Origin of the sequence: Mycoplana ramosa (genome assembly GCF_041930185.1) — a bacterium.
GTDB lineage: Bacteria > Pseudomonadota > Alphaproteobacteria > Rhizobiales > Rhizobiaceae > Mycoplana > Mycoplana ramosa.
On record NZ_JBHEEW010000006.1, the window covers coordinates 268,332 to 280,346 of the forward strand.

General features: G+C 55.8%; 16 protein-coding genes. 3 read left to right on the forward strand and 13 right to left on the reverse strand.

Annotated elements, in window-relative coordinates:
- The first annotated feature begins 1 nt into the window (after position 1).
- From JNC62_RS10155 to JNC62_RS10165, 3 genes are all read left to right on the forward strand, one after another.
- Entirely contained in the window at positions 2-1,567 is a 1,566-nt protein-coding gene (locus JNC62_RS10155; protein WP_374838352.1) for a class I SAM-dependent DNA methyltransferase, read from the forward strand.
- Positions 1,567-2,256, forward strand: coding sequence for a restriction endonuclease subunit S domain-containing protein (locus JNC62_RS10160; RefSeq protein WP_374838353.1), 690 nt, complete (start codon positions 1,567-1,569; stop codon positions 2,254-2,256). Before JNC62_RS10155 ends, JNC62_RS10160 begins: the two co-directional genes overlap by 1 nt.
- Before the next feature lie 124 nt (positions 2,257-2,380).
- Complete coding sequence (locus JNC62_RS10165) at positions 2,381-2,695, forward strand: restriction endonuclease subunit S domain-containing protein (protein ID WP_374838354.1); 315 nt, start codon at positions 2,381-2,383, stop codon at positions 2,693-2,695.
- A gap of 12 nt (positions 2,696-2,707) precedes the next feature.
- On the opposite strand, the gene tcmP is transcribed toward JNC62_RS10165, so the two are convergent.
- From tcmP to JNC62_RS10230, 13 genes are all read right to left on the reverse strand, one after another.
- Positions 2,708-3,859 carry a three-Cys-motif partner protein TcmP gene (gene tcmP / locus JNC62_RS10170; RefSeq protein ID WP_374838356.1) on the reverse strand — a complete coding sequence of 384 codons (1,152 nt, stop codon included), beginning with the start codon at positions 3,857-3,859 and terminating at the stop codon, positions 2,708-2,710.
- Entirely contained in the window at positions 3,859-4,626 is a 768-nt protein-coding gene (locus JNC62_RS10175; RefSeq protein ID WP_101498948.1) for a DUF5131 family protein, read from the reverse strand. The genes tcmP and JNC62_RS10175 overlap by 1 nt, the downstream gene beginning before the upstream one ends.
- A 705-nt stretch (positions 4,627-5,331) precedes the next feature.
- A complete protein-coding gene (locus JNC62_RS10180) occupies positions 5,332-5,655 on the reverse strand; it encodes a hypothetical protein (protein ID WP_374838358.1) in 324 nt (107 codons plus the stop codon).
- 6 nt (positions 5,656-5,661) lie between these two features.
- Entirely contained in the window at positions 5,662-6,198 is a 537-nt protein-coding gene (locus JNC62_RS10185; RefSeq protein ID WP_374838360.1) for a hypothetical protein, read from the reverse strand.
- Positions 6,195-6,896 carry an NUMOD3 domain-containing DNA-binding protein gene (locus tag JNC62_RS10190; protein WP_374838362.1) on the reverse strand — a complete coding sequence of 234 codons (702 nt, stop codon included), beginning with the start codon at positions 6,894-6,896 and terminating at the stop codon, positions 6,195-6,197. Before JNC62_RS10190 ends, JNC62_RS10185 begins: the two co-directional genes overlap by 4 nt.
- Positions 6,820-7,233 (reverse strand): hypothetical protein, encoded by a 414-nt coding sequence (locus JNC62_RS10195; protein WP_374838363.1) that lies wholly within the window; start codon positions 7,231-7,233, stop codon positions 6,820-6,822. Before JNC62_RS10195 ends, JNC62_RS10190 begins: the two co-directional genes overlap by 77 nt.
- Positions 7,234-7,672: 439 nt before the next feature.
- On the reverse strand, positions 7,673-8,233 hold the full coding sequence (locus JNC62_RS10200) for a phage adaptor protein (protein ID WP_374838365.1): 561 nt from the start codon (positions 8,231-8,233) through the stop codon (positions 7,673-7,675).
- 29 nt (positions 8,234-8,262) lie between these two features.
- Positions 8,263-8,952, reverse strand: a complete 690-nt coding sequence (locus tag JNC62_RS10205) for an NUMOD3 domain-containing DNA-binding protein (RefSeq protein ID WP_374838367.1) — start codon at positions 8,950-8,952, stop codon at positions 8,263-8,265.
- A gap of 14 nt (positions 8,953-8,966) precedes the next feature.
- Entirely contained in the window at positions 8,967-9,299 is a 333-nt protein-coding gene (locus JNC62_RS10210; protein ID WP_374838368.1) for a hypothetical protein, read from the reverse strand.
- 140 nt (positions 9,300-9,439) lie between these two features.
- Positions 9,440-10,366, reverse strand: a complete 927-nt coding sequence (locus JNC62_RS10215; protein ID WP_374838369.1) for a DUF5309 domain-containing protein — start codon at positions 10,364-10,366, stop codon at positions 9,440-9,442.
- Positions 10,367-10,381: 15 nt separating this feature from the next.
- Entirely contained in the window at positions 10,382-11,302 is a 921-nt protein-coding gene (locus tag JNC62_RS10220; RefSeq protein ID WP_374838371.1) for a hypothetical protein, read from the reverse strand.
- Between the two features lie 34 nt (positions 11,303-11,336).
- The gene (locus tag JNC62_RS10225; protein WP_374838373.1) at positions 11,337-11,576 is read right to left on the reverse strand and encodes a hypothetical protein; all 240 of its coding nucleotides are present in this window, start codon (positions 11,574-11,576) and stop codon (positions 11,337-11,339) included.
- Complete coding sequence (locus tag JNC62_RS10230; RefSeq protein WP_374838374.1) at positions 11,573-11,875, reverse strand: hypothetical protein; 303 nt, start codon at positions 11,873-11,875, stop codon at positions 11,573-11,575. The genes JNC62_RS10225 and JNC62_RS10230 overlap by 4 nt, the downstream gene beginning before the upstream one ends.
- Between the last annotated feature and the right edge of the window lie 140 nt (positions 11,876-12,015).

Consider the following 12,015-nt stretch of genomic DNA (forward strand, 5'->3'; position numbering starts at 1 on the left):
CTTGGCCAGAACCGCCCGTAAGAAGGCTGAGCCGAAGCAACTGACCACTGCCCAGCGTCTCGACAGCATCATCAAGTCCGCCCGCAAGATCATGCGGAAGGACAAGGGGCTGAACGGCGACCTCGATCGGTTGCCGATGCTCACCTGGATCATGTTCCTGAAGTTCCTCGACGACATGGAGCGGATCGAAGAGGGACGCGCAGAACTTGCGGGCAAAGACTATCGCCCGATCATCGAGGCTCCTTATCGCTGGCGCGACTGGGCGGCGGATGCGGATGGCATCACCGGCCCGGACCTCCTGTCGTTTCTAGTTTCCGAAATGACCGAGCGTCCGGACGGCACCCGCGGCCCAGGGCTGTTCGCCTATCTTCGCGGTCTGCGCGGCGACAACGGGCGGCGAGAGCGGCGCGACGTGATCGCGACCGTCTTTCAGGGCTTCGCCAACCGGATGGAAAGCGGCTACCTGCTGCGCGACGTGGTCAACCTGATCGACGGCATCCATTTCGACTCGTCGGAGGAAGTCCATACCCTCGGCCGCCTCTACGAGACGCTGCTGCGAGAGATGCGCGACGCGGCGGGGGACTCAGGCGAGTTCTACACACCCCGTCCGGTTGTGCGGTTCATGGTCGAGGTGACCGATCCCAAGCTGGGCGAGACCATCCTCGACCCGGCGTGCGGCACCGGGGGATTTCTGACCGAGGCCTTTCAGCATCTCGAGCGCCAGGCCGATACGGTCGAGAAGCGGCGCATCCTGCAGGAGGACAGCTTCTTCGGCGGCGAGGCCAAGTCGCTGCCGTTCCTGCTGTCCCAGCTCAACCTTCTGCTGCACGGCTTGCATGCCCCGCGCATCGACCCCGGCAACGCCCTTCGCTTCCGCCTGGCGGAGATCGGCGAGGACCAGCGGGTCAATGTCATCCTGACCAATCCGCCATTCGGCGGCGAGGAGGAGGCAGGCATCCTCAACAACTTCCCCGAGGACCGGCGCACGGCCGAAACGGCGTTGCTGTTCCTGCAGGTGATCATGCGGCGGCTGAAGCGGGCCGGGCGCGGTCGGGCCGCGGTCGTCGTTCCGCACGGCACGCTGTTCGGCGATGGCATCTCGGCGCGGATCAAGGCGGACCTGCTCGAGAAGTTCAACCTGCACACGGTGGTCCGGCTGCGTGAAGGGGTGTTCGCGCCCTACACGGACATCCCGGCCAACCTGATCTTCTTCGACACGACCGGACCGACGAAAGACATCTGGTACTACGAGATGCCGCTGCCTGAGGGCCGCAAGAAGTACTCGAAGACCGCACCGATGGCCTATGAGGAGTTTGCGGACTGCCTCGCCTGGTGGAAGAAGCGCGAGCCGAACGAGCGCGCTTGGAAGGTCTCGGCCGCTGACCTGATCCAGCGCGACGATCAGGATCGTGTCGTCGCCTGCAACCTGGACATCAAGAACCCCCATTCCGGTGAGGTCGTCGATCACCGTGCGCCGGCCGAGATCGTGGACGCGATCATCGCACAGGAGCAGCGGATCATTGGCATCATGGACGAGATCAAGGCCGTGCTTGCGGAGCGCGTGTGATGTGGGGATCGATTGCCATTTCGGACTTCCTGACCAAATCCGAAAGCTGGGTACCAGTCGAACCTGACGGTAAGTACAAGCAGATCACGGCGCGACTCTGGGGAAAGGGCTTGACACTTCGTGGTGAAGTTCCGGGCAGCGCAATCGCCGCTGCGCGACAGTACTGTGCCAAGGCCGGCCAATTTCTGCTTTCGCGGATCGATGCTCGCCACGGCGCCTATGGGATCGTTCCCGAGGAATTGGACGGCGCCTTGGTCAGCAACGATTTCCCTTGCTTCGACATCGACGCCTCAAGAGTAATGCCGCACTACTTCGAGTGGTACTCGCGCACCCCCGAGTTCATCGACCTGTGCCGTCGGGCAAGCGAAGGATCGACGAATCGAGTGCGCATGAAGGAAGACAAGTTCCTGAGAATGATGGTCCCGCGTCCGTCCCTCGACGAGCAGCGCCGCATCGTCGAAAAGCTCGACAGGGTCGCGGCACTGGTGGACGAACGCCGCAACGCCATCGAGGCGGCCGAGCGCGAAACGCAGGCGCTGCTGCTGAAAGCCTTCCAGCGCGCCATCGATGGCGCCCCCCTGCGCCCCATGGCCGAGGTCGCGCCGCTGGTGCGCCGAGAGGTCGAGATCGAAGCTACCCGGGAATACACGGAGATAGGCGTCCGCAGTTTCTACGATGCCTGGTTCTGAGTTCAGCTGGCAGAGCCTGTTCTGGGTGAAAGAGGGCGATCTAGTATTCAGCAACCTCATGGCTTGGGAAAGAGCTATCGCCGTTGCGGAAGCGCATGACGAGGGCACAGTCGGAAACCACCGCATGTTGACTTGCGAGGTCAATCCGAAGTTGGCGACGCCGGGCTTCCTGATGGCCTATTTCAGAACGTACGAGGGCTTCTCGAGCATCGTTGGGCACTCGCCCGGCACGATTGCCCGCAACAAGACCCTGTCATCCAAGAAGCTTCCGACGATCCTCGTGCCGACGCCGCCGGTGGAGACCCAGAAGTGGTTCGACCGCCTTCAGACGAAGGCGCACGAAGCCCGCACCATCCGCGCCAACACCGCGCAGGATGTGGAGGCCCTGATCCCGGCCATGCTGCACGAGACATTTGGGAGGCAGCATCAGGCGGCGTGAAAATCAGCCGGCCTATTTGTCCGACGCCGTTCCGGTCCAGAGTCTTGTATCTGGGCTCGGCGTCCGTTTGCCATTTGGGAGGTCGAAACGCAGCAAGCCGGCCTTTCGGTTAGTCGTCGCGATCTTGTTGAGATGTGTGGTCCGCACCGGCACTAGCTCCATCACCTCACTGGCAAGTGGCCCGAACGCGATCCCCGGTCTCTGTGACACCGTCTGCAACAGGAGTTCGGTCGCCCAACCGACATGAGCAGAGCATCCGACCCCGTCGCGATCGGTCTCGAACGCGATGATCTGGTCCTCTGGAAACAGCTGCGACTGCCTGCTTTCCTCGGTCTGGATGGCGTGGCGCGTGCGGACCGCTTCCTTCTCCACCTTTTCCTGAACTGTCCGGAAAACCTCTACGCCGATCCCGCTATGAGTGCCGAGTATCAACCGCATCTTGATCCGATCCTCACGCGGCTTTCGGATAGCCATATCGGTCAGGTAGGTGGCGACCCGGGCCTCCTTCATCTTGGCCTTCAGGAGCTGCAGGATCTTGGTCTCGTTCGAGCCCTCCGGCATCGCCTCGAAGGCATCCTTCCAAGCAGGATCTGCCAGGAAACGACCGACGGATGCCGCAACTCCATCCCAGCCAGCGTGCCTGTTCACCTCTTCAGCCATGAAGTTGAACAGGAATTCGCCGTTCAGGCTCCGCAGGAACTCAAAAACCTTGGCGGATTCAACGTTCCAGCCGGTGGGATCGATGAATGTGAAGGTGAAGCCGTCCCGGCAGGCAGCGCGTATGCCGTCGAGGTTGTCTTCGAACTGGCCTGAGAACACCTGAATGTCGAACTCCGGCTTTTCGGCTGCGAACTCCCGCAATTTCGCGACGGATACAGGGTTCCGTTCGCAGAACCGAAAACGGACCTTGAGGCCGGGACGTCCCATATCGAGCAAAGATCTGCGAACCGTTTCCAGTGTTTCGATGGCCTGAGAAAACGAAGCGTCGGAATACCTGTTGGTGTCAGATACCCGCCAAGGGCCTGCGAAGGCGTCCACGAAGTTGAAGACCGGCGATCTGCCTTGGAAAAGCTTGTAGGCTGCGGACTCGAGATACTTGTTGAGAAACAGATGCTTGATGAAGGACTGCTCGCGCCCGTGATAGTTTTCTATCCTGGGCGGCATCAGGCATCCTCGGGCTGCAGGGCGCGAATGATGGGTTCGGGAACGATCTGCCAGGGAAAGCCATTCCACTCTTCGCCGTCGAGAAGGCGCCCGCCGGATTTCGGTCTTGCGCCGCCCCACTGCTTGAAGAAGAACGCGACGTCGTCACGTCCGCACATGTCCCGGATCTGGCGGACCCAGCTTTCGTCCATGGGCCGAGCCCGAGGCCCGCTTTCCCCCCCGACGATGGCCCAAGCGACGCCATGCAGATCGACATTCCCGACCGGTCCGAGCAGCGGCTCGAACGAGATGAAGCGTGCGTCGGAATTGATCTGCTTCAGGTGCTCGATCCGGCTCGCGTGCGCGGCGTCCTCGACAGAAACGCCGAGCCAGATGTGACGAGGGACCGGCCCTCCATGATACCGCTTCCGAACGTAGTTGCGCATGAGCGAGCTGCGCTTGGTCAGCACCTGGTAGACGTGCCAGTCCGCCTGCTCCATTGCGTCGAACACCGCGTCGATGAATGTACGGTCGATGTCCTTGTGAAAGAGGTCGCTCATCGAGTTCACGAAGATCATCCGCGGCTTTTTCCAGAGCACGGGCTGCTTCAGCCTCGACGGCCAGAGTGTCAGGTCAAAGCCCTGCTCGTAGGGGTGTCCAGAGATTCCACGCCAGCGCTCTGCGAACCGCTCGGCGTAGCAGTTGTCACAACCGGGACCGACCTTGGTGCAGCCCGTCACCGGGTTCCACGTCGCGTCCGTCCATTCGATGTCTGACTTCTGGGCCAACTGCTCGCCTCACACTTTTTCACAACGGTAACACGCGGCTGACTCAGCACAAAGCACGAACAGCGGCCGGGGTGAGATTGGTCCCAGCTGCAGCCGAACCGCGGCGCAACAGGCGGCGTTCGATCTCTGTTCCATTCGCCATCCAGATGGATTCTCCAAATCGCGTGCATCACGGACTTCGAAAGATCACTTTAAAGCAATGACTTAAAGCTGTTCACCGGAAGCGCGGCGGTTAACAGGTGCGGAGAATATCGGCCCGGAGAGAACGCTTGTGCGCCCTTCGGGACGTGGGCCGGTTAACAGCCCCACCCGCATAACCCTCGAAAACAACGGAAAAATCCGGCCACAGCCGGATCGGGAGAACGCTTTCGCAAGGGCAAGTGGCGGAAGAGGTGGGATTCGATAAGTTGTTGATATTGCTAGACATTGCTGGAATATCAGCGTTTCCGAAGAGCCTGTCAAGACCCCTGATGTAGCAGTTTATGTAGCTGCCCCGGGGCATGGAAATGGTGTCTAGTCCTGTTGCTAAATCCCGCGAACACTGCGAAGGTCGGTAGGTTCAATGAACCTGATGTGTGTGTGTTTTAACCCCTTAAAGAGGTAGAACATGCTCGATCAAATTCGGGATTGGACCAGCTTTCTCGCCGCCATCCTTACAATTGTGCAAATGGTGGTCGGTGCCCACAAACGACGAAAGCCCCGGAACTAACCGGAGCTTCGTTCAATTTCCTTTCGGATCACCACGCGCAACGGGTGATTAAGCCAATCCCGGATGTGGCGCTGTGCTGCTTCCGGGGCATTCTTGACCTTGTCCGTCATGTGCATGACAGCGATGGTGTAGCCTTGCCCGGTCGTCGGGTCTTTCATCCTGAAGGCGTTGCCAGATAGCTTTTCGATTTCAGCAAGCGAAAACTGTCGTGCCCAAGAGGCATAGGTTGCCTTGGTCAGGTCAAGCGAGACGTTCACACGAACGAATTCGAGAACGGTCGCTTCCGGTTGATCTAGCTTCAGGATGACGAATTCAATCATCGCCGATCAGGCAACGGCTTCGAACGGCTCGACTTCGGAGAAGTTCACGCCTTCGCGGCACGGCTTCCATACCGTATTGCCGTCTTCGTGCTTGGTTGCGTACTGAACCTGAATCCGTCCGTGGCGGTTGCCGTTCTCGTCAACTTGATATTGGTCGCGAAAGACGTAGGTCATGCCGTCCTGTTCATAGCGACGTTCATCACTGGTGAACGGGGTGAGTGTGTGAGCCAATGAAATCACATCGACCGTGGCGAACTCCGACACATACACGTCAACGATAGCATGACCTTCATTCTTTACCGGCTTGCCGAACGAACCGAGATGGCTGCTATTCGCGACCGTGACCTTCTTCGGCTTGCCACCAGCTAGCCGGATGGCTTCAAGGACAGAAACAAAAATGGCATCCGATACAGCCGTTTCCGGTTCCCTCATATCAATCCACGCTTCGGAACCGTCTTCGGTTCGCCAAGCGGAATATTCCGGGGCGGTGATGAAGGGGATTGCATTCTTCGGCACGATTGCCGCAACACTGATATTGGTCATTTCGGTTTTATTCTCCTAAAGGTTTGATCGTGCTTATATTTAGGAGATGTCGCGGCTTCGAAGCCGAAACCGATGTCGGAATATCTCTTGCCGATAATGCTCTTATCGTAGTTCTGCCGCACATATTTTGAAGCGGCGTAAGACATCGTTGTAATCTCACGATCCGGGTTCTTGCACACGTTCCGGATTGTCTCGTGTGACATCAAACCATTGCTCGCTTTGTCTGCTTCAAGCGTTGATGCAAACCGCCCCCATGGTGTGAGATAGTAGCCCGAAAACATCCAACCGTTTTCACCAGATGCCTGCGCCTGCATCTTTTTGCGCGCTTCCGGGGTGTGCTTTTTTCCATGCCAGTGATTGTTTTCCCCACTCGTTTTCCGGCGAATTTCTTCTCCGTACGGATGTTCATCCAGTGTGTATGAACCGCCATTCGCTTTCTTCGAGATGTTGTAAAGGTTGTCGCATTCATCGAGATAGCGATTTTCCAAATCGTGCAATTCGTCAATTGAAGCCAGTTCCAAAATCTCAAACACAAGCGCGCTTTCGCCGAACTCATTGTAGGCATCCTGAAGAAGAATATTCGGATGTCGGTTGTTCGAAAGGTTGTTGAAATGCTGCCACTCACGCCCCTGGGCTGATGTTGAGGGCTTCGGCGATGGTGATAAGCGTCGGGCTGAGACGTGCAAACGTCGTTCCATATTCCCATTCAATTGCGGCTTCATCTTTGACCGGACCTTCCGGCAATGCGGCAATAGCTGCATCGACACTCGCCAGCGAATGACCGTTCCTTACCAGCGTCAAACGAAGTTGACGGGCTGTAATCGGCGGCATGCGTTCCCGGATTTGTTCCGGGGTAGGTGGGATGTAGGGTGCCACCGGACCAGCTTTCGCGGCGGCATAAATTTCCCTACCAAGACTTTCAAAATCGTCGGGTGTTGCGGTGAAAGGAATCCATCCATATTTCGGATGTTCATACTCTACGTCAATCATTGTATTCGAGGCATTGCTATATCGTGCATTTCTAAAAATATGCATTAGGATATCCTCATCCAAACTGTAGTGCTGTTTTCGTCTGCGGTCGTGTCGGCACTCGGGCTATATCCCATACAGCGCCACGTCCCGCCGGGAGAACTAGAGCTGACTGTATATCCCCCGGCTGTGGCGTATTTCAAAGATGATCCGGCAAGTGTAGAACCAGCAGCCCTATTCGAAGCGGCTGAACTGTATAGCAACGCATATGTGCCAATACCGCCTACCGCCAAAGCCGCATTGCCGAAACGGTCCTGACCAACAGCCGAACCGATAGGCTGTGACGCCATCGACGTATTCGAATAGAGGGAAGCCGACTTCAGCGGGAACAAAGTGATGCCGCCTTGCATCGATCCGCGTCCAGCCGTGGCGTTATGAGCGCGGACAAGCCCGGGATTGTTCAGTGCTGGTAGATCAGGCGTGAAGCTGGTGAACGGGGTGTCGATTATTGCCATGTGGACGCACCGAAATAGATCGTCCCGGTTTGGCGTCCGCGTCGGTCATCTTCCGCCACGATGGCGAGCGCTTCCTTCAAGGCAGCGTCTTCAATGGACACGCCTTCCGGGTTCGTCTGCCAACGGTGGAATTCTTTCAGGATCGCCGACACGTACACATTCGGGAAGCGTTCGAACAACCAATTGCTTTGGTCTTCGGTCAGGTCCGGGAAAGCGGCGTGATAGAGAAAGCCCACCTGTGAATCGACTTCGCCGACGAACACAAGCGTATTGCCTTCGCGGTAATATCCGACTTCATCGGACTCGATCTGTGCATGTGAAGGGGCAATCGGCTTATAAGTTCGGGTGCCGGTGATCGTGCGGATTTCCCGGAAATCGGACGGCAGTTCAGCCTTGCCATTGGTGACGTTTAGGAGCACCGTTTTTTCGGCAAGATAGTGTTTGGTGATGGTTCGAAGGTACGTTTCGGCACGGCGAATGAAGCTGGTAATCGGGGCATCATCGCGGATCGTGTAGCTTTCGATAGTTTCAAGAAGCTCGTCGTAGGTCAATTCGAATTCTTCCGTTAAATAGCTTTAGTTCAGCTATTTAGCGGCTGCGATGATTGGACGCTTTCAAAGTGGAAGTTGACCGAACGCCATGTCTTGCCGACGACACTTTCATCATGAAACTGTCGAAGATAGTGGTTCTGCGCGAAAGCGCTTTTAGTGATTACTTTGTCCGCATTGCTGCAATATCGATGCACCGCAGGTTGTTTCATAAGCCCATTAGAAGCGATGGCTGCTTGATGCGAAGACTCAAACTTCCCCCAAGGCGTGTAATAATATCCAGAGAAAAGCGGATGCTTTGCGCCGATTTTCGAAATGGAGAAACCGCGACGGGCTTCGATGGTGTGTCGTCTGCCGAACATAGGATTGTTCTCACCGGAAGTAGCTTGCGCCATTTTCTGCCTTGCGATCAAATCGAAACGAAGTACTCCCGATCTTTTGTGCTTTGAGCTACCGTGTGTCATGCGACTTAGTGCGCATGCCATTTTGTGCTTGTGATTTCCGGATACAACCATTTCACGCAGCAGCGAATGTGCGTGGAAATGCTCTTTCAGCGTCAACAGCACAAGATTAGATTTTCGATTATCGCCACCCAAAGATTTCGGAATAATGTGATGTTGTTCATAATATATGCCGTCGCCCTTTCGACGGGCGATACGCTTCGCTTTCCGGATCATATGGAAGTAGATAATTGTATGTTTCGACTCATTGAATAGCCCCAATATTCTAAACCCTGTTAGAGCCTCCAATTGTTCGTGCGGAATTTCGCAAGATCGCCGTTGTTCAGGCGCTTCTTCATTGCGTTCGGGTCTTCGGTGATACCTTCCCGCTGCCATGCGAAATAAAGGCTGGTCGGGATGCTGGCGACCTTCACCAAGTTTCCATGACTACCGGTTTGATTAAATTCGGCTGCTTCTTGTGCGTTGGCGTCAATGATCGCCTGAACCTTCTGCACCGTGGTAATGTGCAGTTTGTCGCCGTCGCGGGTCAGCCAAACGGTATGTGTGGGAGTGTCTTCCCAAAGCAGCGAACCGGACGGAACCAAGTCGCCAATCGTAAATTTATCCACTATCGTTTCCGCAAATTGCTTCAATTCGAAGTATTTAGCGGCGGGGACAACTTGGCGGATTGGGCGGGGGATTGAGGGCTATGGACAATAAAAGAGCGCCCCGAAGAGCGCCCTTAGTTGAACCCTGAATTTATGGATTATTAGCCGTTCAGGTCAGCAATCTTGGCGTTGCCAGCTTCGTTCAGGCACTCAAGGGTGACTTCCGTGATAAGCTGGAACTTGTCGCTGTCACCGGTCTTGGCAAGCTTTTCCTTGCTGATCGAGCGGACAACAGCTTGGTTCCACAAGTCCGGATCGAAGCAAATGACCGTGGTCGTGGACATGAACCTATGCGGGAGCACGGAAACCGTACCAAAGTCCGATACAAATGTGTCAACAGCCTGATAGACAGTCTTGTCTTTAGCCATCTGCTGCTTGGTGCCAGCACCGACGAAGCTCGAAATCTTCGACTTCAGCGTGCCGGGTGCAATCACGATCTTCGGATCGCCGCCTTCATTCCAAATGCCCTGAAGGGCGGAAATGAACATGGTTTCGGTCAGGGCGCGACCAGTGCCAGCCGTAACAGCGCCAACAGCACCGGCAGAGTAGCCAGCGGTTGCACCGTTTGCGCCATGCTGTGCGTTGGTCTTGATCCAAGCTTCAGCGCCACCAAGCTTCCGGGTGCCAACAGCAACCGAAGGGTTGGCAGAAACCATAGCGGCTTCGATGTCGCGCTTGATTTCCTTGCCAGCCTTGGCGATCTGGCGAGCGAGTTCGTCGGACGTGCCAGCCGTCGAGACAGCCTGAAGGGTGCCCGAGACTACACCAACCTTACTGAAAATCTGTGCCTGATTGGACAGACGAACGGTAGTGGCAAGGGCAGCGTCACCGGCATCAGCGCCTTCGGCAACAGCGTTGTCCTTGTTGGCAGCGGCAAGCGAGTCCTGAAGCCATTCATGCTTCGTGGCGGTTGCCTTGGTCTTGCCGATGGACGAAACGAACGGGGTTTCCTCCGGGGAAATCATAGAAATGATGTTGGACAGGTCTTCCTTTACGTTGGTAGCCGTCGCAGTAGTAAGTACGGGCATTTGTGCCTTCTCCTTTTAGAACTTTAGAGCTTTAATTAGCGCGGCAGCGTCATTGACGTTGCCTGATTTGTTGAGCTTGTCGAAACCCGCTTGCGCGTAGTCTCGGGTTTTTGTTGAATTACCTTTGACGGAAATTCGCGGCTTCTCTTCGACTTTCTTGATAGCTTCCGGAACCACTTTCTGTGCCTTTAGCGCACTGTTGAGGCGGTACAGGATGTCAATAATGCGAAAATCGCTTACGCCTTGAATCTCTTCCTTGGTGAAGTTTGCATCCAACAGAATTTGCGTGATGTCTTCGAAAACGGCGTTTGCCTTAGCGGCATCCTTCATTTCCGGGTACTTCTCGACAAAACGGGCTTGCGACTCCTGAAGTGCGATACGATGCTGTTCAGCTTCATATTCCGCTTGCTTCTGACGAATGTGCATTTCCGCTTCGTACATCTGGCGAACAGCGTTTTCACGCTTTTCCCAAAGCTGCCTTTGTCGGATAAATTCAGCCGGATCGTTTTCCGCGAGGAAATCGAAATCAGGTTGTTCCATGGCGCGAAATTCGGCTGCGACCTGCATTTTCAGAGCTTCAAGGCCCTGTAGTGCTTCGGATCGCAACTGGTTCACATCACGTTGGTTTTCCTGATAAACACGACGCTGTTCGGCAATCTCTTGCGTCTTTCGCGTGTAGTCCTGCTGTCTCAGATAGCCGTTCCGAAGATCGTCAAGGGATACCTGTTCCCCATTGATTTCGAAAAACTGCTGTTCCGGTGTCTCGTCCACGTCGGCTGACTGTTCGTCAACGTCGGTTTCCGGTGCTTCAACATGCTCTTCCGATTGCTCTACCGAGTCTTCAGGCACGTCCAATTGGCTAATCAGATTAGCCGCTTCATTGATGTCCAGTTCGGTAGCAGTTCCCATTTCGGGATTATTGCCAAGGTCTTCCATTTATTTTTTCGTTCCTAAAACGTGATTGTTCTATTTAGTAATTTTCATCCTTTGCGGCTTCGAAAATTGCCAGTTCGATATATTTATCAATGCTGTTGTTCAGCAGCTTAAAGCCATGAGCGAGTGCGTGAACATTCTGAAGCTCTTCGTTTGCACCAATTTTGGTGTTCTTGAATGCGCGGAAAATGTCGCCTTCAATGGACTCCATGATCAGCTTGAAATCGTCGTTCTCTTTCAGGTTCTTCGCCGCTTGTGCGAGGTCTTGCGTTCTCATTGCTGATAGTTCCCCATAGCTTCAGGCGGCATTTGCGGACCAGCTACCGGAGACGGTGCAGGAACGGGCGGGGCAATAGGTGCAGCCGGGACGGGCGGAAGAAGCGTGCCCGCAAGATCGCGCTGCATCTGCTGTTCCATCTTCAGCCGTTCGACTTGAACCTGTGCGGCATATTTGGCTTCGATTTCGGCGCGCTTCAGTTCGAATTCTTGCGCCATCTGATCGCGCTTGAAGTCCATTTCGGCGGCAAGCTTCATCGCTTCAAACTGGCGATCTGCCGCGTCTGACTCTGCCTTCAATTGCGCCTTTACCTTCTCGATTTCTATGAGACCGGCGTTAGGATCAACTGGCGGCGGCGGGGGCGGGGGCGGCTGTTACCCCGTCCGCCGCCCTGGCGGTTCTGTGGCCGCCGCGGCGCCACTTGTCGGTCACGTTCTTT

Excerpts from the sequence above, each read along its gene's own strand:
- JNC62_RS10160 (WP_374838353.1), top strand. The coding sequence starts at position 1,567 with ATGTGGGGATCGATTGCCATTTCGGACTTCCTGACCAAATCCGAAAGC.
- JNC62_RS10165 (WP_374838354.1), top strand. The coding sequence starts at position 2,381 with ATGTTGACTTGCGAGGTCAATCCGAAGTTGGCGACGCCGGGCTTCCTG.
- tcmP (WP_374838356.1), bottom strand. The coding sequence starts at position 3,859 with ATGCCGCCCAGGATAGAAAACTATCACGGGCGCGAGCAGTCCTTCATC.
- JNC62_RS10180 (WP_374838358.1), bottom strand. The coding sequence starts at position 5,655 with ATGATTGAATTCGTCATCCTGAAGCTAGATCAACCGGAAGCGACCGTT.
- JNC62_RS10185 (WP_374838360.1), bottom strand. The coding sequence starts at position 6,198 with ATGACCAATATCAGTGTTGCGGCAATCGTGCCGAAGAATGCAATCCCC.
- JNC62_RS10190 (WP_374838362.1), bottom strand. The coding sequence starts at position 6,896 with ATGGAACGACGTTTGCACGTCTCAGCCCGACGCTTATCACCATCGCCG.
- JNC62_RS10195 (WP_374838363.1), bottom strand. The coding sequence starts at position 7,233 with ATGCATATTTTTAGAAATGCACGATATAGCAATGCCTCGAATACAATG.
- JNC62_RS10215 (WP_374838369.1), bottom strand. The coding sequence starts at position 10,366 with ATGCCCGTACTTACTACTGCGACGGCTACCAACGTAAAGGAAGACCTG.
- JNC62_RS10220 (WP_374838371.1), bottom strand. The coding sequence starts at position 11,302 with ATGGAAGACCTTGGCAATAATCCCGAAATGGGAACTGCTACCGAACTG.
- JNC62_RS10225 (WP_374838373.1), bottom strand. The coding sequence starts at position 11,576 with ATGAGAACGCAAGACCTCGCACAAGCGGCGAAGAACCTGAAAGAGAAC.